The organism is Gillisia mitskevichiae (assembly GCF_003634585.1).
Lineage (GTDB): Bacteria > Bacteroidota > Bacteroidia > Flavobacteriales > Flavobacteriaceae > Gillisia > Gillisia mitskevichiae.
Map to the genome: position 1 here is coordinate 1,235,163 of NZ_RBLG01000001.1, position 25,112 is coordinate 1,260,274.

At 33.7% G+C, this 25,112-nt stretch carries 25 protein-coding genes; 17 read left to right on the forward strand and 8 right to left on the reverse strand.

All coding sequences use genetic code 11. The features are described 5' to 3' along the window. Position 1: 1 nt before the first annotated feature. The 15 genes from BC962_RS05490 to dnaG all read left to right on the forward strand — a co-directional run bounded on the left by BC962_RS05490 (position 2) and on the right by dnaG (position 16,463). Positions 2-1,084, forward strand: coding sequence for a bifunctional 3-deoxy-7-phosphoheptulonate synthase/chorismate mutase type II (locus tag BC962_RS05490; protein WP_121344856.1), 1,083 nt, complete (start codon positions 2-4; stop codon positions 1,082-1,084). A 25-nt stretch (positions 1,085-1,109) separates the two neighbouring features. Continuing rightward, positions 1,110-2,066 carry a ribosome small subunit-dependent GTPase A gene (rsgA, locus tag BC962_RS05495; RefSeq protein ID WP_121344857.1) on the forward strand — a complete coding sequence of 319 codons (957 nt, stop codon included), beginning with the start codon at positions 1,110-1,112 and terminating at the stop codon, positions 2,064-2,066. After that, complete coding sequence (dtd, locus tag BC962_RS05500) at positions 2,063-2,515, forward strand: D-aminoacyl-tRNA deacylase (RefSeq protein ID WP_121344858.1); 453 nt, start codon at positions 2,063-2,065, stop codon at positions 2,513-2,515. Before rsgA ends, dtd begins: the two co-directional genes overlap by 4 nt. A gap of 52 nt (positions 2,516-2,567) precedes the next feature. After that, positions 2,568-4,469, forward strand: coding sequence for a DUF3857 domain-containing protein (locus BC962_RS05505; protein WP_121344859.1), 1,902 nt, complete (start codon positions 2,568-2,570; stop codon positions 4,467-4,469). 11 nt (positions 4,470-4,480) lie between these two features. Further along, complete coding sequence (locus tag BC962_RS05510; RefSeq protein ID WP_121344860.1) at positions 4,481-6,496, forward strand: DUF3857 domain-containing protein; 2,016 nt, start codon at positions 4,481-4,483, stop codon at positions 6,494-6,496. Continuing rightward, positions 6,496-6,822: a nucleotide pyrophosphohydrolase gene (locus BC962_RS05515; RefSeq protein ID WP_121344861.1), complete on the forward strand. Its 327-nt coding sequence runs from the start codon at positions 6,496-6,498 to the stop codon at positions 6,820-6,822. Before BC962_RS05510 ends, BC962_RS05515 begins: the two co-directional genes overlap by 1 nt. Beyond that, entirely contained in the window at positions 6,822-7,088 is a 267-nt protein-coding gene (locus BC962_RS05520) for a hypothetical protein (RefSeq protein ID WP_121344862.1), read from the forward strand. Before BC962_RS05515 ends, BC962_RS05520 begins: the two co-directional genes overlap by 1 nt. A gap of 46 nt (positions 7,089-7,134) precedes the next feature. Further along, positions 7,135-8,358, forward strand: coding sequence for a 3-phosphoshikimate 1-carboxyvinyltransferase (aroA, locus tag BC962_RS05525; protein WP_121344863.1), 1,224 nt, complete (start codon positions 7,135-7,137; stop codon positions 8,356-8,358). Between the two features lie 87 nt (positions 8,359-8,445). Further along, positions 8,446-9,501, forward strand: coding sequence for a tRNA preQ1(34) S-adenosylmethionine ribosyltransferase-isomerase QueA (gene queA, locus BC962_RS05530; RefSeq protein ID WP_245984038.1), 1,056 nt, complete (start codon positions 8,446-8,448; stop codon positions 9,499-9,501). Between the two features lie 134 nt (positions 9,502-9,635). Then, a complete protein-coding gene (gene rlmN, locus BC962_RS05535; RefSeq protein ID WP_121344864.1) occupies positions 9,636-10,679 on the forward strand; it encodes a 23S rRNA (adenine(2503)-C(2))-methyltransferase RlmN in 1,044 nt (347 codons plus the stop codon). Positions 10,680-10,727: 48 nt separating this feature from the next. Beyond that, a complete protein-coding gene (locus tag BC962_RS05540) occupies positions 10,728-11,705 on the forward strand; it encodes a polyprenyl synthetase family protein (RefSeq protein ID WP_121344865.1) in 978 nt (325 codons plus the stop codon). Between the two features lie 185 nt (positions 11,706-11,890). Then, complete coding sequence (locus BC962_RS05545; RefSeq protein ID WP_121344866.1) at positions 11,891-12,451, forward strand: RNA polymerase sigma factor; 561 nt, start codon at positions 11,891-11,893, stop codon at positions 12,449-12,451. Then, positions 12,441-13,214 carry a hypothetical protein gene (locus BC962_RS05550; RefSeq protein WP_121344867.1) on the forward strand — a complete coding sequence of 258 codons (774 nt, stop codon included), beginning with the start codon at positions 12,441-12,443 and terminating at the stop codon, positions 13,212-13,214. Before BC962_RS05545 ends, BC962_RS05550 begins: the two co-directional genes overlap by 11 nt. Before the next feature lie 132 nt (positions 13,215-13,346). Next, complete coding sequence (locus BC962_RS05555) at positions 13,347-14,384, forward strand: hypothetical protein (RefSeq protein ID WP_121344868.1); 1,038 nt, start codon at positions 13,347-13,349, stop codon at positions 14,382-14,384. Between the two features lie 114 nt (positions 14,385-14,498). Continuing rightward, complete coding sequence (gene dnaG / locus BC962_RS05560) at positions 14,499-16,463, forward strand: DNA primase (RefSeq protein WP_121344869.1); 1,965 nt, start codon at positions 14,499-14,501, stop codon at positions 16,461-16,463. Here the strand turns inward: dnaG and BC962_RS05565 are convergent. Together BC962_RS05565 and nadE are read right to left on the reverse strand one after the other, a co-directional pair. Next, complete coding sequence (locus BC962_RS05565; RefSeq protein WP_121344870.1) at positions 16,456-17,094, reverse strand: response regulator; 639 nt, start codon at positions 17,092-17,094, stop codon at positions 16,456-16,458. The genes dnaG and BC962_RS05565 overlap by 8 nt on opposite strands. 125 nt (positions 17,095-17,219) lie before the next feature. Continuing rightward, complete coding sequence (nadE, locus tag BC962_RS05570) at positions 17,220-18,011, reverse strand: NAD(+) synthase (RefSeq protein ID WP_121344871.1); 792 nt, start codon at positions 18,009-18,011, stop codon at positions 17,220-17,222. Positions 18,012-18,116: 105 nt separating this feature from the next. Here nadE and gldB point away from each other — a divergent pair, with 105 nt between their 5' ends. After that, entirely contained in the window at positions 18,117-19,076 is a 960-nt protein-coding gene (gene gldB, locus BC962_RS05575; RefSeq protein ID WP_121344872.1) for a gliding motility lipoprotein GldB, read from the forward strand. After that, a complete protein-coding gene (gene gldC / locus BC962_RS05580) occupies positions 19,076-19,411 on the forward strand; it encodes a gliding motility protein GldC (protein WP_121344873.1) in 336 nt (111 codons plus the stop codon). The genes gldB and gldC overlap by 1 nt, the downstream gene beginning before the upstream one ends. 52 nt (positions 19,412-19,463) lie before the next feature. Here gldC and BC962_RS05585 read toward each other — a convergent pair whose 3' ends face one another. The 6 genes from BC962_RS05585 to rho all read right to left on the reverse strand — a co-directional run bounded on the left by BC962_RS05585 (position 19,464) and on the right by rho (position 24,987). Continuing rightward, on the reverse strand, positions 19,464-20,792 hold the full coding sequence (locus BC962_RS05585) for a hypothetical protein (RefSeq protein ID WP_121344874.1): 1,329 nt from the start codon (positions 20,790-20,792) through the stop codon (positions 19,464-19,466). Further along, a complete protein-coding gene (locus BC962_RS05590; protein ID WP_121344875.1) occupies positions 20,789-21,331 on the reverse strand; it encodes an RNA polymerase sigma factor in 543 nt (180 codons plus the stop codon). The genes BC962_RS05585 and BC962_RS05590 overlap by 4 nt, the downstream gene beginning before the upstream one ends. Positions 21,332-21,431: 100 nt before the next feature. After that, the gene (locus tag BC962_RS05595) at positions 21,432-21,887 is read right to left on the reverse strand and encodes a hypothetical protein (RefSeq protein WP_121344876.1); all 456 of its coding nucleotides are present in this window, start codon (positions 21,885-21,887) and stop codon (positions 21,432-21,434) included. 38 nt (positions 21,888-21,925) lie between these two features. Next, positions 21,926-22,495: a DUF4377 domain-containing protein gene (locus tag BC962_RS05600; RefSeq protein ID WP_121344877.1), complete on the reverse strand. Its 570-nt coding sequence runs from the start codon at positions 22,493-22,495 to the stop codon at positions 21,926-21,928. Between the two features lie 13 nt (positions 22,496-22,508). Next, a complete protein-coding gene (locus tag BC962_RS05605; RefSeq protein ID WP_121344878.1) occupies positions 22,509-23,018 on the reverse strand; it encodes a hypothetical protein in 510 nt (169 codons plus the stop codon). 217 nt (positions 23,019-23,235) lie between these two features. After that, positions 23,236-24,987 carry a transcription termination factor Rho gene (gene rho / locus BC962_RS05610; protein ID WP_121344879.1) on the reverse strand — a complete coding sequence of 584 codons (1,752 nt, stop codon included), beginning with the start codon at positions 24,985-24,987 and terminating at the stop codon, positions 23,236-23,238. Positions 24,988-25,112: the final 125 nt, after the last annotated feature.

Below are 25,112 nucleotides of genomic sequence, written 5' to 3' on the forward strand. Positions count from 1 at the left end.
AATGGAAAATAAAAAAGAACTAAGAACATGGTTAGATAAATTTAACCTTGATCATCCACTTGTAATAGCAGGACCTTGTAGTGCTGAAACTGAAGATCAACTTGTGGGAATTGCAAAACAATTAAAGGATAGCGATGTTAGCGTATTACGAGCCGGTTTATGGAAACCAAGAACCCGCCCGGGAAATTTTGAAGGCGTAGGCGCATTAGGTTTAAAATGGATGCAAACCGCAAAAGAAGAAACAGGATTGCTAACAACTACAGAGGTAGCGAATGCAAATCATGTGGAATTAGCCTTAAAACACGATGTGGATATTTTATGGATTGGAGCCAGAACTACTGTTTCTCCTTTTATCGTTCAGGAAATTGCAGAAGCCTTAAGAGGAACAGATAAAACTGTTTTGATAAAGAATCCTGTGAATCCAGATCTTTCATTATGGTTGGGAGCTGTGGAGCGATTTTATACTGCGGATGTTAAAAATTTAGGAGTGATACACCGTGGATTTTCTGCTTATGAAAAAACCAAATACAGAAATAATCCAGAATGGCAAATTCCAATAGATCTCCAAAACAGATTTCCGGACCTACCACTTATTTTAGACCCTTCTCATATTGCAGGAAGACGTGATATTATTTTTGACCTTTGCCAAACAGCTTTAGATCTTAACTATGACGGTTTGATGGTAGAAACTCATCATGATCCAGATAATGCTTGGAGTGATGCAGCGCAACAAATTACACCAGCTACCTTAATCCAAGTGATGAAAGATCTTAAGATTAGAAAAGAGATCTCTGAAAGTGAAGAATTTGTGAGCAGCTTGAAGAATTTACGTGCAAAAATTGATATTGCAGATCATCAATTATTAGAGATCCTTTCAAAAAGAATGAAAATAGCAGATGAAATAGGTGTAATTAAAAAAACACAAAACGTTGCTATTCTTCAAACATCTAGATGGAATGAGATCTTAGGTAAAATGATCTTGGAAGGAGAGCAGCAAGGTTTAAGTGAAGAATTTGTTTTAAAAATGTTTAAGGCTATTCATCAAGAATCTATAAATCATCAGAAAAAAGTAATTAGCGAATAAGCGTGGGATTTTGCACCTTTGTAGCATGACAGGAATTGTATATAAATCTACTGGGAGTTGGTATCATGTAAAGGCTGAAAGCGGTGTTTTTTACCGCTGCAGGATAAAGGGGAAATTCCGTATGCAAGGAATTAAAAGCACCAATCCTGTAGCGGTAGGCGATAACGTACAGTTTGAACTGGAGGAAACTGGAGACGACACTTTTGGAGTAATAAATACGATAGAAGAACGGGATAATTATATAATCCGGAAATCTGTAAATCTTTCTAAGCAAACTCATATAATTGCTGCCAATATAGATGTAGCATTCTTATTGATCACCTTAAATAATCCTCCCACCTTTACCACATTTATTGATAGATTTCTGGTAACCGCAGAAGCATATCATATAAAAACAGTTTTACTGTTTAATAAGATAGATGTTTATAATGAAGAGGAGCTGGATGAAATTAAATACCTGGCAGCGTTATATAGAGAAGTTGGATATGAATGTATAGGGATTTCAGCAAAGACAGGTAAGAATTTAGATAAGGTGAAAGAGATGATGATAGGTAAGACCAGTATGTTCTCTGGGCATAGTGGTACTGGAAAATCTACTCTTATTAATGCATTAGAACCAAGCTTAGATCTAAAAACTTCCATTATTAGCGCTCAGCATAAGCAGGGTCAACATACTACCACCTTTGCAGAGATGTATGATCTTAGTTTCGATGCCAGAATTATAGACACCCCCGGGATAAAGGGTTTTGGAATTGTGGAGATAGAAAAAGAGGAATTAGGAAACTATTTCCCAGAATTTTTTGCGGTGAAACAAGAATGTAAATTCAATAACTGTTTGCATAAAGATGAACCCCATTGTGCAGTTAAAGATGGGTTGGAAGACGGGAAAATCGCTTGGTCCAGATATAAGAGTTATTTGCAGATATTAGAAGGGGAAGACGAGCAACAATATAGAACGGATGATTTCCCGGAAGAGCAATGAGAATAGTTTTACAAAGAGTTATAGAAGCATCGGTCACCATAAATGAAAACGTTAATGGACAAATAGGCAGCGGACTTTTAATTCTTGTGGGAATTGAAGATACAGATACCAAAGAGGATATTACCTGGCTGTGCAATAAGATCTTGAAAATGCGCATTTTTAATGATGAAGCTGGGGTGATGAATTGTTCTTTACAAGATATTGATGGTGATGTATTGGTGATTAGTCAGTTCACATTGCATGCTAGTACAAAAAAGGGGAATAGGCCAAGTTATATTAAGGCTGCTAAGCCCGATATTGCTATTCCACTTTATGAGGCTTTTCTGTTAGAACTTGAAAACCAACTTGATAAAAAGGTAGAGAGAGGTATTTTTGGAGCAGATATGAAGGTTTCTCTTATAAATGATGGTCCGGTTACTATTATCATAGATTCAAAAAGCAGAGAATAATCTTTGGTGTTTTCAATTTAAAGATTAGTTTTAACAAAATTTATTGTTAAAAATGAGATTTAAAGCCCTAGTCGCCATAATTCTCTTTGTAAATTCCCCCTACATATTTTGCCAAGACGATTCTTTATCTATAACAAATATTCCACTAGAATTACTGGAAAATTCAAATTCCGTGATAAGGAATGAATCAATTTCTATTGAAATTGATGATGTAGATAAAATGACTATTCAAACTAAAAGAATAGTAACTGTATTGAATAATTCAGGAGATGATCAAGTATCTTCATTAGAATTTTACAATAATAATTTAACTATTAAAAAGCAATCTGCAGTTGTTTACAATGCTCTGGGTAAAGAAGTCAAAAAATATAAGCAAAAAGACTTTAAGGATGTTAGTGCAGTAAGTTCTAACGATCTTTTTACCGATAATAGGGTGAGTTATTTAGATTATACACCCACAAGTTATCCTTACACGATCTTGTATAATAGTGAAGTGGTCTCTAAAAACACTATTTTCATTCAGTCTTGGTCTCCTGTAGATAGAACCTCGCAAAGTGTTCAAGAGACTTCCTATAAGCTTACAAACCCTAAGAGCATTCCTTTGCGTATTAAGGAAACCAATATTGATTCTTCTATCGTTAATTCCGGGGATAAGTTCAATGTGAAATATAGCGCAAGCAATATTGCTGCTCTTAAAGGTGAGCACTTAAGCCCTAGAATTTGGGATTATATACCCAAAGTAAAAATAGCATTACAGGATTTTGCATTAGCGGGTGTAAAAGGCAGTGCTAGTAATTGGCAAGATCTTGGACAATGGCAATATGATCATTTATTAGTCAATAAGAATGAACTTTCTCCAGAGACCATTGCTGAGGTCAGGGATTTGACGATGGGTGTAAAGGAGCCAATGGAAAAAGCGAGATTGATCTACGAATATATGCAGGCTAAAACCAGATATATAAGCATTCAGTTAGGGATTGGAGGTTGGATGCCTATGAATGCTCTTGAGGTAGATAATCTTGGTTATGGAGATTGCAAGGCATTAACAAATTATACATATTCCTTATTAGAAAGCCAAGGAATAAAATCTTATTACACGGTAGTTTACGCTGGTGAAGAGAAACGAGATATAGATGGCGAGTTTGCATCGATGCAGGGAAATCATGTGATCTTAACTATTCCCCAAGAAAATGAGAATATTTATTTGGAATGTACCAGCCAAACGGCCCCTTTCAATTACTTAGGCGATTTTACAGATAATAGAAATGTGTTGCTTATAAAACCATCTGGAGGGGAGATTATAAAGACTAAAAAATATGAGTTTGATGAGAATATTCAAGAAAATTCTATAGAACTTTTTTTAAACGCTAATGGCGATTTTGAAGGAGATTTCAAAAGAATATCTAAAGGCATTCAATACGGAAATACCTATGGATTGGAAAGAATAGCTTTTAAAGCTCAAAAAATATATTATAGAAAGCATTTAAGTTATTTGAAAAAGTTAGAAATAGATAGCTTAACATTTTTAAACAGTAAAAAAGATAAAATCTTTACAGAGAAAATGGCTATTGCAGGTTCTAATTTTGGATCTGTAGCAGGAAAAAGATTATTGATTCCGCTAAGTATTGTTAATGTTGAAACTGAAGAAACTCCCAGATATTTGGATAGAAATCTGCCACTGGAGATACTTAGAGGAAAAACAATTAAAAATAAAACTGTATTAAATATTCCTGCAGAATATATAGTTGAAAGTATTCCTGAAAATATAGAGCTGCAAAATAAATTTGGAAGTTTTAAAATGGAAATCAAGGAAGAAAATAAAAAGATCATAGTGAATCAAACTTACATCCTGAAAGATGGATTATGGGAGAAAGAAGCTTATGAGGATTTCAGAAAATTTATGATCCAATTAAAAACTTTTAGTAATCAAAAAGCAGTAATTATTTCAAACTAACCAATTAAAATATGAAAAATCGTATACTACTTATCCTTTTTGTTGTCATAGTAAATACCATATATGCACAAGATTATAAGTATGGAAAAGTATCTAAAGAAGAAGTATTAGAATTATCCCATCCAACAAATCCTGAAGCTAATGCTGCATTTTTATTTAAGAGCTCCAATACATATTATGACTATAAAAAAGACAGAGGTTTTGTTTTAACTACAGATGTGCATGAGCGCATAAAAATCTACAACCAGGACGGTTTCGATTGGGCTACCAAGGAGATTAGTCTTTACAATTCTGGAAGCGATAAAGAAGAAGTTGTTGGGATAAGAGGAGAAACTTACAATATTGAAGAAGGCGAGTTGATCTCTCAAAAATTAAGTAAAGATGGGATTTTCGATGTTGAAGTAAATAAATATAGAAGTAAAGAGAAAATAACCATGCCTGCATTAAAAGAAGGCAGTGTGATAGAATATAAGTATACTATAATTTCACCTTTTATATTTACTGTAGATAAGATGGAGCTTCAGAATACTATTCCAATTAAAAGATTGGAGACACAAATAATTATCCCAGAATATTTTATTTTTCAAAAGCATTCTAACCCAAAATCTCCATTAACGTTTAAAATTCAGGAATCACAAAAGAACACTTCACATACAAATACTAGTATAGAACGCAAGGGATGGAATGTAATCTCACATTCTAGAAGCACTTCTAAATTAGAATATAGAGAAAATATTTATAGAATAGAAGAAGAGAATATCCCTGCTCTTAAAAAAGAGGAATATGTAGATTATCTAAAAAACTATGCTGCATTTCTTTCATGGGAGTTATTATATACAAAGTTTCCATCGGGAGCAATTGAGAATTATTCTGAAACTTGGGAGGATGTTGTAAATAAGATTTATAATAATTCAGAATTTGGTCAAGAACTTTCAATTACTAAATATTTTGATGATGATCTAGATGAGGTTTTAAAAGGTAAAAGCATACCTAAAGACAAGATGAACATAATTTTCCAATTTGTAAAAGATAAGGTTAAGTGGAACGATTATGTTGGATACTATTCAGAAAATGGAGTGCGAGACGCTTACAAAGAAGGGAATGGTAATATTGCAGATATTAATCTCATGCTTACATCCATGCTTAAATATGCTGGGCTAGATGCTAATCCAATTTTAATTAGCACTAAGGATAACGGAATCCCTATTTATCCTAGCAGAACAGGATTTAACTATGTAGTTGCATCAGTAAAACTTAATAATAAAATTATAATATTAGACGCCTCGCAAAAATATAATAATCCAGGTATGCTTTCAGAACATGCTAGGAACTGGATGGGAAGACTTGTTCGTGAAGATGGAAGCTCAGAGTGGGTAGATCTTATGGGAAAAGAGGTATCAGAATATAGAACAAATTTGAGAGTTCAAATCGAGGATGATCTTACAATTAAAGGAAAAGTCACCAATATTCTAGATGGTTATTATGCTAAAGAATTTAGAGAAGAAAAGAATAATTTAGGCGGAGAAAATTATATACAGCAATTAGAAGAGGATAAAGGAGATATTAAGATTTCTAATATTGAAACGAAAAATAAAGAAATTTTAGATCAGGACATTAGGGAATCTTACGATTTCGATCTTAATAATGGGATTGAAAAAATTGGAAACAACCTTTATTTAAAACCACTATTCTTTCTAACTAAAGATTCCAATCCTTTTAAATCTGATGAAAGAAATTACCCTATTTTCTTTAAATATCCTTCTATTGTCTCTAATACCGTACATGTTAAAATTCCAGATGCTTATGAAGTGGAGTCTATGCCAGAAAACCAGATTATTACAGTTAATAATGATGGAGCGGTATTTAAACTAATTGTAGCCGCAACTGGTAAGTATTTAAAAATAGATTCCGAGTTTAAAATAAATACTGTTATATATTTGCCGGAGGAGTATGAAACTTTAAAGAATTTTTATAGCAGTATGATTGAGAAAAATTTGGAAACTATTGTACTGAAAAAAACATCATAATGGATATACAAAATGCACAAGAGGCTGTAGATAAATGGATACAAGATCATGGAGTTCGTTATTTTAACGAGCTTACAAATATGGCGCAACTTACAGAAGAGGTTGGGGAAGTTGCCCGTATCATCGCAAGACGATATGGAGAACAAAGTGAGAAGGAGAGTGATAAAAATAAAGATCTTGGGGAGGAATTGGCAGATGTTATGTTTGTCGTGTTATGTTTGGCAAATCAAACAGGGATCAATCTTCAGGATGCTTTCGATAAGAAATTGGATCTCAAGACAAAGCGGGATCATGACAGGCATCATAACAACGAAAAATTGAAATAATGAACTTTAAAAAAGTGATTACTGCAGAGGGTTTTTGGAAATCTGTTGCAGGAATGGGATTATCATTTATCGTGGTCTATCATATAATTACTATGCTCTTTACATTCGGAGGTTTTGATTTTAGTGGTTATTTTGAACTGAATTTATCTGAAGAAAGATGGATGCGTTTTGTTTTAGGATCTCTTTTTTCAGGTTTTTTATATGGTTTCATAATCACTTTTGGGCAATTTTCTATTAAACAAAAAAAGGAAGAGAGAGAGCATTAAATTAGTTGTGATATTTCCTCATTAATATATTTTCATCTTAAGTTATATGAACGTTCAATTAAGTCATCCAGATACCAACCTCTTTGCAGAAATTCAAATTACAGGATCTAAGAGTGAATCTAATCGAGCTTTAATCCTTAAAGCATTATACCCTTCTATAAGTTTAAGCAATCTATCCAATAGTGACGACACTTCAGTTTTGCAAAAGGTATTATCGGCTAAAGAAGGGACAGTAGATATTCATCATGCTGGTACTGCAATGCGTTTTCTTACGGCCTATTTTGCTTCTAGAGAAGGAGTGGAAGTTGTGCTTACGGGGAGTTCTAGAATGCAGGAACGACCAATTAAACTTTTGGTAGATGCTCTCAAAATGCTAGGGGCAGAGATCAGTTATTTAAATGAAGAGGGATTTCCGCCTATCAAGATCACAGGTAAAAAATTTCAGAAATCATCGGTAAGGGTTCAGGCTAATATCAGCAGCCAATATATTTCAGCATTAATGTTAATAGGTGCTTCCCTGCCAGAGGGATTAAGTATAAATTTGGAAGGACCCGTAACTTCCGCTCCCTATATTAATATGACCTTAGAATTGCTTCACTATTTTGAAATTGAAGCAGAATTTGAAGGACAATTAATAACAATTCAACCTAAAAATAAAGTACAAGCTAAAACTTTTGAAATTGAATCTGATTGGAGTTCTGCTTCGTACTATTTTTCTATTGCTGCTTTAGGAAAACAAGCACAACTTAATTTAAAGAACTACAAACAGGAAAGTTTACAAGGAGACTCCAATATTATTCCTATTTATAAAGAATTTGGAATTGAAACCTCATTTACGGCTAATGAAATTCAACTTTTAAAAAATACATCTAAAAAACCTAAGAGTTTACATTTAGATCTTCAAAACATGCCAGACCTTGCTCAAACCATTGCAGTTACTTGTTTAGGTTTAGGAATAGGTTGCGAGTTGAAAGGTCTTCATACTTTAAAGATCAAGGAAACGGATAGATTAGTTGCTTTAAAAAATGAATTAGAGAAATTTGGTGCGGTTGTAGAGATCACCAACAATAGCTTGTCTCTAGCAGCCTGTGCTATATTAAAGGAAAACATAGAAGTAGAAACTTATAACGATCATAGAATGGCAATGGCTTTCGCGCCTTTAGCCTTAAAAGTTCCGCTTACAATAAAAGATGCTGGAGTAGTTTCAAAATCATATCCGGAGTTTTGGGAAGACCTAGAATCCATTGGATTTTCTGTAGAGAAAGTCTAGATTACATTCATTTGTTAAATAAACATCTATTTACTTGACAACCCCTATGTTGAGGTTGTATATTTGCATCCTTTAAAAAATGATAATATGGGAATGAAACTTTCACAATTTGGTTTTGAACTTCCGGATGAACTTCTAGCTGAATACCCTTCAGAAAATAGGGATGAAGCACGTTTGATGGTTCTAAACAGAAAAGACCAAACAATTGAGCATAAATTATTTAAGGATATAATGGATTATTTTGAGCCAAATGATGTTATGGTTCTTAATAACACCAAGGTATTTCCTGCGCGTTTATTCGGAAACAAAGAAAAAACCGGAGCTCGTATTGAAGTTTTCTTATTAAGAGAATTAAATCCAGAAACTAAGCTTTGGGATGTGTTAGTGGATCCAGCAAGAAAAATTAGAATTGGTAACAAGTTGTATTTTGGGGATGATGAAAGTCTTGTTGCTGAAGTAATAGATAACACTACATCTAGAGGTAGAACTCTTCGTTTCTTATATGATGGTTCTTACCAGGAATTCAGAAAAAAATTACAGGAACTAGGGGAAACTCCACTTCCTAAATATATTAAAAGAGACGTGCAGCCAGAAGATGCTGAGCGTTACCAAACTATTTATGCTAAGAATGAAGGTGCTGTTGCTGCTCCAACTGCAGGTTTGCATTTTTCTAAGCATTTATTAAAACGTTTGGAAATAAAAGGGATAGATTTTGCTGAAGTTACGCTTCACGTAGGATTGGGAACTTTTAGCCCAGTGGAAGTTGAAGATCTTTCCAAGCACAAAATGGATAGTGAAGAAGCTTTTATTGAAGAGAAAGCTACTGTAACAATCAATAAGGCGCTTAGTGAAAAACGCAGAATTTGTGCTGTTGGTACAACAAGTATGCGTGTGTTGGAGAGTGCGGTTTCTTCTAACCATACTTTAAATGAATTTAGTGGTTGGACCAATAAATTTATTTTTCCTCCGTACGATTTTAGCATTGCTAATTGTATGATCACAAACTTCCATACGCCTAAGTCTACTTTAATGATGATGGTTTCTGCATTTGCAGGACATGATTTTATGAAAAAAGCTTACGACGAAGCGATCAAGGAAAAATATAAGTTCTATACTTATGGAGATGCTATGTTGATTATCTAACATCCACCTTCCAAATAATTTAAACCACGAATACGCTCATTTAAAGAGAAGTATTCGTGGTTTTCTTTTTTTAGCAGAGTTTTGAATTTGATAGTTTCTACTGTAAATCCTAATAATCTTCATACTTTTGCAGCGTGAAAGAAAAGAAGAAAGATATACGTGCTTTAACTAAGGAACAATTACAGGATTTCTTTGTAGCTCAAGGAGATAAGTCTTTTCGTGGGTCTCAAGTTTATGAGTGGCTGTGGAATAAAAGTGCTCATAGTTTTGAAGATATGACTAATATTTCCAAAGCAACAAGACAGATGATGGAGGACAACTTTGTGATCAATCATATTCGTGTAGACCAAATGCAAAGAAGTAGTGATGGTACTATTAAAAATGCAGTAAGATTACATGATGATCTCACCGTAGAATCTGTTCTTATTCCTACTAAAAAGAGGACTACCGCTTGTGTTTCTTCTCAAGTTGGATGCAGTTTAGATTGCAGATTTTGTGCAACGGCTACCTTAAAGCGTATGCGTAATCTAAATCCAGATGAAATTTACGATCAAGTAGTTGCTATAGATAATGAAAGCAGATTGTATTTTGATAAGCCATTGTCCAATATCGTTTTTATGGGGATGGGAGAGCCGCTCATGAACTACAATAATGTAATGAAGTCTATAGAAAAGATCACTTCCAAAGAAGGATTAGGGATGTCTTCTAAGCGTATTACAATTTCTACTTCTGGGGTTCCCAAGATGATCAAGAAGTTAGCAGATGATGAAACAAAGGTAAAACTGGCCGTTTCGCTTCACTCTGCAATAGATGAAATAAGAACTACAATTATGCCTTTTAATGCAACTTTTCCTTTAGTAGATCTTCAGGAAGCATTGGAATATTGGTATGAAAAAACTAAAAGCAGGATCACCTATGAGTATATTGTTTGGGAAGGTATAAATGATACCCGTAAAGATGCTGAAGCATTGGTGAAATTCTGTAAATATGTGCCTTGTAAGGTTAATTTAATTGAATATAATCCCATAGATGATGGTGTTTTCCAGCAGGCTTCTTCTGAAGCTACCAGTATGTACGAGAACATGTTGGAAAGAAATGGAATTACCGTTACCGTTAGAAGATCTAGAGGGAAAGATATAGATGCAGCCTGTGGCCAATTGGCAAACAAATCTTCATAACAGCCTAAAAATATCTAAACCATAATCTTTAGCTATATTTGATTTCTTATGAAGGTGATCTCTCAAATAAAATTACCGGTTGAAAAAGAAATGGAACTTTTCGAAAAAAAGTTCTTTGAGTCCATGTCTTCAAAAGTGGCGCTCTTAAATAAAATAACGCATTATATAGTTAACAGGAAAGGGAAGCAAATGCGACCTATGTTTGTGTTCTTGGTTGCAAAAATGGTTTCTGAAGGGCAGGTGAACGAACGTACCTATCGAGGCGCAGCGGTTATAGAACTTATTCATACTGCTACCTTGGTTCATGATGATGTTGTAGACGAATCTAATAGGAGGAGAGGATTTTTTAGTATTAATGCACTTTGGAAAAACAAGATCGCTGTTTTAGTAGGTGATTATTTACTTTCTAAAGGTTTATTGCTTTCTATAGATAACAACGATTTCGATCTGCTGAAGATCATCTCTATCGCTGTGAAAGAAATGAGTGAAGGCGAGTTGCTCCAAATAGAAAAAGCCAGACGTTTAGATATTACCGAAGCTGTTTATTACGATATTATTCGCCAGAAAACAGCGACTTTAATTGCAGCTTGTTGTGGTTTAGGCGCTGCTTCAGTAAAACCGGAATCCTCAGAGATCGCTAAAATGAGAAGATTTGGGGAGCTTATTGGAATGGCTTTTCAAATAAAAGATGATCTTTTCGATTATGGAGAGGAGCAAATAGGGAAACCAACGGGGATCGATATCAAGGAACAAAAAATGACCCTGCCATTGATCTATGTGCTCAATAATTCTACGCCAAAAGAAAAAAAATGGATCATCAATTCCATCAAGAAACACAACAAGGATAAAAAACGCGTTAAGGAAGTTATTGCATTGGTAAAATCTAACGGCGGGTTGGATTATGCTGTTACCAAAATGAAAGAATATCAAAAAGAGGCACTTTCAATCTTAAACGATTACCCACCTTCAACTTATAAAGATTCACTTATCTTAATGGTGAACTACGTGATAGAACGTAAGAAGTAATTTTTTCAGTAAACAATTATCAATTATCAGTCTGAGCCTGTCGAAGAGTGATTTCTTTAAAAAGTAAGGCTTAAAGACCTTATTCTCTCCCAAACAAAAACTTTCTTCAAAAATAAATTAATACCTAGGCAACCTTTTGTAATTTTCTTACGTCTATATAAATAGATGGGTTTAAGTAAAGCTTAATGAAGGTAATACCACTTTTTAAAAACGAAAAGCAATTAATTGCAAGAGCTGCGAAAAACCATCGTGATGCCCAACAGCATCTCTATGAAAAATATTCTGGCAAAATGTTGAGTGTTTGCAGAATGTATATAAAAGATCTTCAGCATGCAGAAGATGTAATGTTAACCGGATTTTTTAAGGTTTTTACGCACTTAAATGATTTTAAACATGAAGGTAGTTTTGAAGGTTGGGTGAGAAGGATCATGATTCGAGAGTCAATTTCTTTTCTTCGGAAAAAAAATGAACTAGAGTTTCAAGAGGAAATGGAGTCCTTAAAAAGTGAAGGATTTGATGCTATTCAGGCTGAGGTAGATGCAGAGCATATTCAGCAATTAATAGACGAATTACCGGAGGGTTATAAAGCGGTTTTTGTGCTTTATGCAGTTGAAGGATATAAGCACGCAGAAATTGCAGACTTACTTAAAATAACGGTTGGGACCTCAAAATCTCAGTTGTTTAAAGCTAAAAAAATGTTACAAGAACAATTAGAACAAACAAACACTTCAAGTTATGGGAACTGAAAGATTTGAAGATAAAATAAAGAGGCAGTTGCTGGATCGGGAGATCGCTCCATCTGCGGGAAGCTGGGATAAACTAAGCGCTAAATTAGATGCTAGTCAAGAAAAGAAAAGACCATTTGCGTTTTGGATGGGAATTGCAGCGAGTATCATTGGAGGGATCTTGATCTTAAGTTTAGTATTCAATAATTCGACTCTTTCAAATTCCCCTGAAATTGTAGATGCCCCTAAAGAAGATTTAAAAATCGAGAAAACTCCAGTAAAATCTTCAAAAGAGATTTTTACAGAAATTAAGAAGGAAGCAGAACGAGTTGCAGCTTCAGAAGGGAAGCAAGAATCAATAACATCTAAAAAGGATAAAGTTGATCCTTTAATAAATCAAGTTAGATCAAAAAACAGAGAGGAAATAGCAGTTTTAGATAATAAGGCTTTACTAAAAGAACAAAAGATAAACACCTCTCTAGAAGCCGCAAGTGATAATTTGTTAGATCTAACATTAAATAACGCCTTGGCAAGTGTGCTTACGCAAACTGATAATGGCCAAGAAGTTACAGATGCTGAGATAAATAAATTGCTGGCTGAAGCCGCATCAAAAATTAGTCAGGAGCGTTATAAAAAAGATTTTGCCTTAGGAAAGGTGAATGCGCAAGACCTTTTGCAAGATGTAGAATTTGAAATGGACAATTCCTTTCGGGATAAGATCTTTGAGATCTTAAAAGAGGGATATTCAAAAGCGAGGACCGCAGTTGCAAATAGGAATTATTAATTAGGATAGAATTAGCCGTTATATCATCACAAAGACTTAGAAAGTCAAATTAAATCATTCATCAATCAAGTCCAATAAGCCGCCTCTTCAAAAGAGGAGGTAGGCAGAGGACATTTAAAAACCAACAACATCATGAAAACAATTATCGTAACTCTTACACTTATTATGTTCAGTCTTGCAATGCAAGATATGCAAGCGCAAAATGATAGCATTCCTATTAAAACAGAACGTTTAGAGACTCTTAAACAAAAAATTATCGAGGAAGAAAAGGAAGGGCTGAAATCTGAATTGGAAAGAATTCAAATGCGACTAGATAATAAATTTATCACTCAAGAGGAAGCTGATAAATTAAAAAAAGAGGTAGCTGAAAAACGCGCCTTAAATATTGAAAACAGAATCGCTATTTTAGAAAATAAAACAGCTTTAGAGGAAAGAAATAATAATAATTATTCTTCCATTGAGTTGCTTGGAAATGGGAAAATTGTAAATATAAACGTGAATCATGATGATGAAAAGGATCGCGTTTTTGATAAAAGAACAACCAGTGATCTAGTGCTTGCTGCAGGTTTTAATAATGTGATCTCCGATGAGAACTCTTTAGATAATTCAGATTTTAAAATTGGAGGAAGTCGCTTTTTTGAAATTGGTTGGGCTTGGAAAACCAGGGTATTTGAAAATTCCAATTGGCTGCGTGTAAAATATGGAGTTTCCTTTCAATTCAATGGATTGAAGCCAACAGATAATAAATTTTTCGTTAAGGATGGGGATCTAACTCAGTTGGAAGAATTTGAATATGATTTGGATAAATCTAAATTCAGATCAGATAATTTGGTGTTTCCATTGCATTTTGAATTTGGTCCTTCCAAGAAAACTGAAGGAGCAGATTATTTCAGATACAATACCAGCAATCAATTTAAAATAGGGGTTGGAGGATATGCCGGATTCAATATTGGGGAACGTCAAAAATTAAAATATACTGTAGACGGAGATAAGAAGAAAGATAAATTAAAGAGTGATTACAATACCAATGATTTTGTGTATGGGTTAAGTAGTTATGTGAGCCTTGGTGGTACTGCTCTTTACGTGAAATACGATCTTAATCCCCTATTTAAAGACCCAAATATTGAGATGCGAAATATCTCTTTTGGACTGCGTTTTGATATAGATTAAATACAATTTGCTAAGTTGTGAAAGAGGATGGTTTTCTATTAGTAGAAACCATCCTCTTTTTTTATTTATTGTTACATTTGGAACTTCTTACAAATCCTATATTCCGAATAATCTTTGATTTCAAAAAACTCCATAGATCTTGTATTTGAAACCGCTCGAGTAGAGGAGGTTTTAGGCGATTTTGTGCAATTAAAAAAATCTGGATCTAATTTCAAGGGATTAAGTCCGTTCACAGATGAACGTTCTCCAAGTTTTATGGTGTCTCCTGTGAAACAAATTTGGAAAGATTTTTCTAGCGGAAAAGGAGGGAATGTGGTGGCCTTCTTAATGGAACACGAACATTTTACCTATCCAGAGGCTATTAAATATTTAGCTAAGAAATACAACATAGAAATTGAAGAGACCGAGCAAACAGATGAGCAGAAACAGCTTTTAGACGAGCGTGAAAGCATGTATTTAGTTTCTGAATTCGCTAGTACGTATTTTCAGAACACCATGCTTAAAACCGATCAAGGAAAAGCTATTGGTCTTAGTTATTTTAAGGAAAGAGGTTTTACAGACGAAACCATCAAAACCTTTGGTTTAGGATATTGTTTGGATGAATGGGATGCATTTACTTCTGAAGCAATTCGGAAAGGTTATAAAATGGATTATCTGGAAAAAACCGGGTTGACCATTGTAAAAGGCGAAAAGCAATTCGATAGATTTAAAGGAAGAGTAATGTTTCCTATTCAATCTATGTCGGGTAGAGTATTAGGTTTTGGGGGTCGAATTTTAACCAACGATAAAAAGGCTGCTAAATATTTAAATTCCCCAGAAAGCGATATTTACCATAAGAGCAAAGTGCTTTATGGTATTTATCATGCAAAGCAATACATAGCCAAAGAAGATAATTGCTATTTGGTTGAAGGATATACAGATGTGATCCAATTTCACCAAAGCGGAATCCAGAACGTGGTATCTTCTTCGGGAACCTCGCTTACTTCAGAACAAATTAGGCTTATAAATAGGCTTACCAAGAATATTACTGTGCTATTTGATGGTGATGCCGCCGGGATGCGAGCTGCTATTCGTGGAATAGACCTTATATTGGAACAGGGAATGAATGTAAAGGTGGTGGTTTTTCCAGAAGGAGAAGATCCAGATAGCTTTGCGAAGAAAAATTCTCAAACAGAATTAGAGGAATATCTTGAAGAAAATTCAAAGGATTTTATAGAATTTAAAGCTTCGCTACTATATCAAGATGCTAAGAACGATCCAGTAAAACGAGCCAATCTAATTCATGATATGGTTTCTAGTATCGCGAAGATCCCAAATCAAATTCAGCAAGAAGTTTATATACAGGAGTGTTCCAGAATTATGGATATTTCTGAAGAGGTTTTGTTTTCTACTCTAACACAAATGTTGGCAAAAGAAGGGAAAGCCGCTCCACAAACAAAAGGAAAATCTAAGTCTTTTGAAGTAGTAAAAGAGTCTACCTCTCCACGATCTAAGGTAGATGAGCTGTTCGAATTAGAGCGAAAGATCATTAGTTTATTGTTGCTTTACGGGACAGTAGAGGAGGAGTTTGAAGATCTAGTTTGGAAAGAGAATGCTCAAGGGGAATTAGTTTTAGAACCAGAATTACAGAAAGCCAAGGTTTTTGAAAAGATATTTTTAGATCTTCAGGAAGATGAAGTAGCTTTTACCAATGAACTTTTCAAGGAATTATATAGTTTGGTGATCAATAAGTTGAATGAAGAAGGGAAGTTGACTTTAGAAACCTTTGTAAATGAACTGGACTCTAAATTATCTGGAGAAGTAACTACCATCTTAATGGAGGAAGAGCAATATATCTTACATGATTGGGAACGTATGGATATTATGGTAAAGCAAAAAGATGCGAGTATTGCCAGATTAGTTAATGAGACCATTTTAGCTTTAAGACGTTTTTTAATCACTAAAAAGATAGATGAACTTTCTAATGAAATAAAAATGGCAGCTCCTTCGGAAGATCAGGCTTCAAGCTCTTTAGAAGATATAGTAGATTATCTTTCTTTGAAAAAGATCCTTTCTAATAAATTAAACAGGGTTATGTAATTTTAAGCTGCAGTAATCTAGATTGATTAATTAGATCTGCTAGATTATCTACTTTAAGTTTCTTTAAAAGTCTTGTTTTGTAGGTGCTTACTGTCTTTTCGTTGATGTCTAAGGCTTCAGCAATATCTTTATTCCTCTTTCCATTAGAAAGTAAATTAAGCACTTCCATTTCTCTAGTAGATAACTTTTTAAATTTGGCTATTAACCCATTTCCATTGGTAGCTCCAGAATTTATTTTGTCGGTAATGTTCTTATTCAAATAAATTCCTCCTCGGGCAACTTGTTGAATTGCATTGTATAAGCTTTCTGTAGATGCTGTTTTAGATAAATACCCAGATGCTCCAGCTTTTATAGCACTTAAGGCGTACATTTCTTCTGGATGACAACTAAAAACCAATATCCTAATTCTCGGGAATTCAGTTTTAATGGTACGTAGCGCCGTAATTCCATTAATCTCAGGAAGATCTATTTCTATAACCAGAACTTCGGGAGAATGATTTCTTAGAGATTTAGATAAGTCGTTACCGTTAGTAACATTCCCAATAACATTTAATTCATTTTGCTGAGAAAGTAAAGATTTAATTCCTTCGCTAGTAATCGGATGGTGATCTGCAATTAAGATTGTACTCATAAGATGTTGTTAGCACTAATATTAAAGCAGCAGGGTTTGCTTTTTAGTTTGATTAGGTATATTAGATAAAACTAATAGTTTAATCTTTTAATATTACAACACTCTTCAAATACTCGATAAAAGGATTAATTTTTAAGATTAAAGGGAATATTGCAAACAGGGATTGGATCCATTTTATGTTTATTTGCTTTATTTCTGCTTTTATAAATCTCAAAAACTTCCTTTTCTCTTCCAGAATAATCTTCTGCGTTCATTCCTAACCGATCCCTCTCCATTGCCCATTCTAATTCATCATAACTCGCTCCAATCTGGTCTTCATCGCTTCTACTGTCCCCAAATAAACCATCGGTTGGTGCTGCATTTAAAATATCATCGCTAATATTTAAATATCTCCCAATTTCATAAACTTCACTTTTCATTAAATCTGCGATCGGACTAAGGTCAACTCCGCCGTCTCCATACTTGGTGTAAAATCCTACACCAAAATCTTCAACTTTATTTCCTGTTCCGGCTACCAAATATTTATGTAAACCCGCAAAATAATATAAAGTAGACATTCTTAATCTCGCTCTGGTATTAGCTAAGGATAGATCTATATTGGGATTTTCATCTTCAAAAGGCACTACTTCTTTAAACTGCTCGAAAACAGATGTTAGATCTACCTCGAGATTAGTAACATTTGCAAAATGATTTTTTAAAAAAGTAATATGATCTTTACCTCTACTCACCTGAGTTAGCGCCTGGTGGATCGGCATTTCTACGCACAACGTACGCAAACCTGTTTTAGCGCAAAGCGCAGAAGTTACAGCCGAGTCTATCCCTCCACTTATTCCGATAATAAAACCATTCATATTGGCTGCAGTAGCATATTCTTTTAACCAATCTACAATGTGATTTACTACCTTTTCAGTTTGCATAATTTTGGGTGTTTAGAGTTCTAAGTAATACCTTTGCAAACAAATTTAGCAAGTTTAAATTAGTATCAAAATCCGCCAGCGTTAAAGGCTTCATAATTGTATTAGATGTTTAGATTAATAAGTGTGTATTTTTTGGTTTTAATATTGGTTGCATGCAATTCGCAATCAAAAGATGAGAAGGAGATCGAGAAAATATCTTTAGATCTAAAAGTGACTCGCTTCGATAAGGAGTTCGCACAAGTTACAGCAGCTAATTTAGCTCAATTAAAAGGGGAATATCCTTATTTGTTTCCTGAAAGATTCACAGATAGTATGTGGATTGCTAAGGCTAATGATACCATTCAGCAAGAATTAAATATAGAAGTAGAAAAAGCTTTTCCAGATTTTTCTTCAGAAGAAGATGGAATTTATGACCTTTTTCAGCATGCTAAATACTATTTCCCATCCTTTAAAGTGCCGCAAGTAATTACGATTACTTCTGATGTGGATTATAGAAATAAAGTACTATTAACTCCAGATTTTTTATTCATTTCTTTAGATACTTATTTAGGGAGTGAACATCCATTTTATATGGGAATTCAGACGTATTTAAAAAAGAATTTTGAGAAGGATCAAATTCTTCCAGATATCGCCAATGAGATCGCAGAGGTTTATGTACCACAGCCAGATTCTAAAACCTTTCTTGCACATATGTTATATTATGGCAAGATCCTTTATTTAAAAGATCGACTTTTATCGAATGTCGCAGATCACAACAAAATAGGTTATAGTGTAGAAGAACTGGATTGGGCTATAGCCAATGAAGAAGAGGTATGGCGTTATTTTGTAGAGCGGGAAGTAATATTTAATACAGATTCCGACTTATACTCGAGATTCTTATATCCTGCACCATTTTCTAAATTCTATCTCGAGTTAGACGCAGAGTCTCCCGCTAGATTAGGACAATTTATAGGATGGCAAATGATACGTCAATATATGGACAAAAATGAAGTGAGCATTCAGGAAATGCTTGCTGCAAATGCAGAAACAATTTTTAATAAAGCAAATTACAAACCAAAGAAATAATGGCAGAATACAAAAAATCTGAGATCAATATTGAAGTTGTATTAGATGAAAATAAAGTTCCAGAAGAACTATACTGGAGTGCAGACGATGGAGCAATTTATAAAGAGGAAGCTAAAGCCATGATGCTATCTATGTGGGATGGGAAACAGCAGGAAACTTTACGAATAGATCTATGGACTAAGGATATGCCAGTAGATGAAATGAAGAAGTTTTTTCACCAAACCCTTGTTGCAATGAGCGATACTTTTAATAGAGCAACCCAAGATGAAAAAATGACGGCTACTATGAAAGATTTCTGCGATTATTTTGCTGAAAAATTAGAATTGAAAAAATAACTATTTGCTTAAATATCAATGCAATAGTTTTATAAGTTTTTAGTTTGGAAACTTAAAATTTGAAACTAAATCCGGAATACATTCCGAAATAATAAGGTTTGAAGTCTTTAGTTTCCTTAAAGGTGTTTAATTGATACTTAAAGATTGGTTCTAGATTAAAATGAAATTGGGGAGAGATCTTATAATTTAAACCAAATCCAGCATTTGCTGTAAAACTAATCTCGTTAAGATTATTCGCTTTACCTAAATCGGTATTAGAGTTTTCTGAATTGATTGAAATTTCATTTTTATTTAAAAACAAGGTGCTGAATCCACCTATAAGATTTATCCCCAGCTTTTTATCTATAAGTAAATATTCAATTTCTGAAGGAACTTCAATAAAACCAAGATTCTGATTCACTTTTCCAGCAAAAGAGATCAAATTATTAGTTATGGGATTATTACTGTAGGTAGGGCTATTATTTAGATCTTGGCGACCAAGAGCGCGGGAATTTATTAGGCTAGAATATTCTACATTTTGAGTGTTATTAACCAAATTGATCTGGCTAATTCCTGTTCTAAGTTTTACTTTTTGCGATATTTGATAGCCGAAATTTACTCCATATGAGCTCGTAATTTCACTAGTTGCATTATTATTAGCAAATTGTTCATCTATTCCGCTGCCATCCCCTAGATTGTTAAAATATAGAGCCCCAGCTGTCGTGGTAACACTTAGGCGTTTGGAGATCGGTGTTTTAAAAGATTTTTCTACTTCATTTGTGTTGAAAAATGTTTCTTCAATATCATTTGCACTAGCAATGGTGTTTTCTAATAGTAATATAGAATCATTAGCTACTATTTCTACTTCATTATGAATTATCTGAGATAATTCATAATCTGTACTTAGACTTTTCTCCTGTCTAGATACCATTTCCAAATTCTTTAATTCATTTTCTTTAGCATAATTAGAAACGATGCTTGTTTTAGCTTCATTTACTTGAGCATTCATTTCTGATATATTATTTGTTTGACTCTCTTTAGTTTTTAGAGATTCATTTTCCTGTTTATTTGATTGTACTACATCATTCTTTTGTTCTAGTATAGGTGCTAAATCTAATATTTGAATTTTAGATTCATCTGAAGTATTATCAATGTTTATATTATTTCCAGGAGTGTTAGTTATTTTTTTATTTAAAATTGGAGACTGGTTATAATTAAAAAGAAACACTATGATGGCTAAAGCAGCTGCAGTTCCTGCCATTAAATACCATATAGGAATAATTCTTTTTTTACTCTTTTTAAATGGAAGTTGGGCTGATATGTTATTCCAAATTTCTTCAGGCGGAGTTATTTCAGCTTGTTTGAATTTTTCATTGAAGATGTCATCTATATTTTTTTTCATAATCCTAGCTTCATTTTATCTAGTTTATAGGACTCTATATTTTCTTGTAATTTTTTACGTGCCCTAGCTAAATTAGATTTAGACGTACCTATCGAGATGTTTAATAATTTTGAAATTTCCTTGTGAGAATATCCATCCATAGCATAGAGGTTAAATACTAGCCGATATTGGTCAGGCAATTTCTGTATTAAATTCATTAAAAAATCAAAAGATAATTCTTCGTCTTCAATCTCAATTTCTGCTTCTTCAAAATAGTCATCTTCAATTTTTGTGAAAACTGTTTTATTCTGATATTCCCTTAAAGCATTATTAATTATAACTCGCGTCATCCAACCTTCAAATGATCCTTTTTCAGTATATTTTGAGATATTCTGAAATATTTTAATAAAACCATCCTGCAGGCTATCCTTCGCCTGTTCATAGCTGCTAGAATATTTAAGGCACAAGACGAAAAACTTAGGAGAATATCTTCGATATAAAATTTCCTGAGCCTTTTTATCCTGTTGCTTACATTTTAGAATTAAGTTTTCAATGCTCAAAGACAGTAGATTTTAACCATTTTGTAATTTGAAATGCTTACTAAGAATGAGGATAGGGCTCAAGATTTTTTTTTGTTGTTATAGATTGAATTACAAGCTTTTATTTTCTATTTAAATATTTTAATCCAGGGCCATCACAAGCTTCCCAGGTGCTTTTCATTTCGTTTTTAGAGTTGAAATACAAATACTCTGTGGATCTATTTGAATAGCAATTGCCTATTAATACATTCTTCGAATTATGTAAAAATTCGATATAAATCACCACACCAGCCGTTTCATCTAATAATCCATCATTGGTAAACGTGTAAGTTCCTGAAACAGTACTTGTGCTATCTCCACGTACTCTGGTTTTTGTAAAGGTCTCATCTTCCTTTATAAGATATGTTTCCTGCCAATCCATATCCGATCCAGTAGTTTCTGAGCCTGCAAAACTACCAGTCATTTTAACGAGTTCCCATTCTCCTGTGTAATCAATTGTTTTAGCTGCATCATCAGCATCTTTCGTGCAAGAATAAAAAGAGGCAAGAATTACTAAAATTAATAGTGTCTTTTTCATTTGTTAGTTTTATAAAAGAATATATAATATCAAATATTTTATTCTGAAAGGATGCTAATTAAGCTTATTGTATTATTATCTGCATGCTTAAAAATTCCTGAGACTTCATCTTCAGTTTGAAGTTTTTCTGATAAATTCTCACAAAGATCATTACAGTCAATTTCAATCTCATTCAGTATTTTATAATTTGAATCTAAATCACCAGTGATGAAGCTGGGCGGATCGCTGAGTTTTATAGATTTTAGTTTAATTTCAAAAGTAACCTCATTACTCACCTTTTCTTTCGAAATTACTTTTTTCAAGATATATTTTATAGAGCTCCCGTCTTGCAGGGGATTGCTAATTTTTTGTTTTTCAATAGAAAGCATATAGATAAATCCAGGTTCATAATTAAAGCCTTCAATATCAGAATAAAAATTACTCCAGGTATCCGTTCCAATTTCGTTAGACTCTTGAGTTTGAAGTACTAATCTTGGTCCAAACCCAATAGCTGTTTGCTTATAATGATTAACTCTTAGATTAACTACCTCATGTGGATTTTCGTCTTTAGAACAACTTGTGGTTAACTGGAGAAATGCAACTAAAATTAATGCTATAAATTTCATCATAATTAAAAAGATTTTAATCGACCTTATTTAGTTCAAAATCTGCACGACATGTATTATTGGAGCTACAACTTGGAAAATCGAAGAAAAGAGTTTTGATGCTGGTAAGCAATTTGAATTTATAATTCATTGTTATATTTTGATCGGTCAACATCAAATTTTCTAAAGCCGTTAATTTATAGGAACTCGATGTAGCATCCTGTTCTGGTTCAAATCTATCTAAATTAAAGCTAAGCACATTTTCATTTTGGGAAAACGTACCCGTCTCCTTTTGCCTATATCCTATGATCTCACCGCTTTCAGAATTTGTTACATATATTAACCATTCGAAGCTATTATCTCTGTTTAATTTGAGCACTTGTTTTGCTGAATAACTGTAAGTACTATCTAGATCAAATTGTTCGGCAGAAATACTTTCAGCTTTTTCCCAAGACCCATAGATGTTCTCTATATTGGGGATAGCTTCATCATCATTAGAGCATGAGGCTAATAGGCAAATACTGAAGATTAGAAATAAGTTTCTCATTGTTCAAAAATTAAATTTCACACCTTTTTAAGGATACTATATATGTAGATGACCTTAGAATATTAAAAAGGTTGCGTGGCTAGTTTAATAAAATGTAAAAAGAGTTGTTTTTAAGATGAAATTCATTGTTCAATTGGGATCACCAAATAAAGTAAGAGAATAAAAAAAGCCCCTGCTAAATTAATAGTAGGGGCTTCCTTATTATTTAGAGGATCATCTATCCATTCATAGAGATCAAAAATTCTTCATTGTTTTTCGTTTTCTTGAAACGCTCGTTTATAAATTCCATAGCTTCAACAGGATTCATGTCTGCAAGATACTTTCTCATTACCCACATACGCTGTAAGGTAGTTTCATCAAGAAGTAAGTCGTCACGACGTGTGCTGGAAGAAGTAAGATCTATAGCAGGGAAAATTCTTCTGTTTGCGATCTTTCTATCTAGTTGTAATTCCATGTTTCCAGTTCCTTTGAATTCTTCAAAAATAACTTCATCCATTTTAGAACCAGTATCTGTCAAAGCCGTAGCGATAATAGAAAGCGAACCGCCATTTTCAATATTTCTGGCAGCACCAAAGAAACGTTTTGGTTTATGTAAAGCATTTGCATCTACACCACCACTTAATACTTTACCACTGGCAGGTTGAACAGTGTTATAAGCTCTGGCTAAACGCGTGATAGAATCTAATAAGATCACTACATCGTGACCACATTCTACCATTCTCTTCGCTTTTTCCAAAACGATGTTGGCAACTCTTACATGTTCGTGAGCTTCTCTATCGAAAGTTGAAGCCACAACTTCACCTTTAACATTACGTTGCATATCTGTAACTTCTTCTGGACGTTCGTCTATAAGAAGGATTATCTGATAAACTTCAGGATGATTGGCTGCAATTGCATTTGCAATATCCTTAAGCAACATTGTTTTACCTGTTTTAGGCTGAGAAACGATCATTCCACGTTGTCCTTTTCCAATAGGAGAGAACAAGTCCATGATTCGCGTAGAAACAGTACTCTGTCTGTCTGCAATGTTGAATTTTTCTTTTGGAAATAAAGGAGTTAAATGTTCAAAAGAAATACGGTCACGAACCACTTGTGGATCTAACCCATTAATTTTGCTGATCTTTATAAGTGGAAAATATTTTTCTCCTTCTTTTGGAGGTCTAATTTGTCCTAAAACTGTATCCCCGGTTTTCAATCCGAATAATCTAATTTGAGATTGAGATACATATATATCGTCTGGAGAAGAAAGATAATTATAATCTGATGATCTTAGAAAACCGTAATTGTCCTGCATAATATCCAGAACTCCTTCACTTTCTATAATGGCATCAAATTCATAATCTGGCTCTCTATATCTATTTCTGCTATCTCGATTTCCGTTATTCTTAGAACTTCCGGAGTTATTTCCATCTGCTCTATTTCCATCAGATCTATTACCTCTATTATCCTTGGAATCTTTTCTTGGTTCTCGAGGAGCTCTGGTATTATCTCTACTAGAATTGTCTCTAGAGGTGTTTTGTTTATCATCCTTTTTCACAGGCTGATTTTTATGAACTGGACGCTTTGGAGCATCATTAGATCTTTCTGGTCTAGGTTTTCTTTCTGAAGTTCTATCCTGGGAAGTTTCTTTAGAATCGGTTTTAACGTCATCAGTCTTATCTGGAGTATCTGAAGTCTTTGCTGCAGGTTCCTTCTTGCGAGGATTCGGATTTACCTTTTTAGCTGGTTTGCTTTCTGTTCTTGGCTTTGCAGGACTTCTACTTTCCGTACTAGCTGTGCTTTCGGGTTTAGCTGGGCTTTCATCTTTCAATACCTCTTTCACTTTATTTGGGTTTGCAGCTTGATAATCTAAGATCTGGTAAACCAAATCTAGCTTTTTAACCGTTTTATATTTAGGGACATTTAATGATTTGGCTATATCCTGAAGCTCAGGAAGCTTCTTAGCTTTTAAATCTGAAATTTCAAACATGAATAAGATTGTGTTTGTTTATTGTAAACTTCTCGAGGAAGAATCGAAAAAAATTTTTGGAGACTTAAGTAACCTATTTTGAATTGATTACATATTCTTACTGCAATAATACAACTTTATTTTAA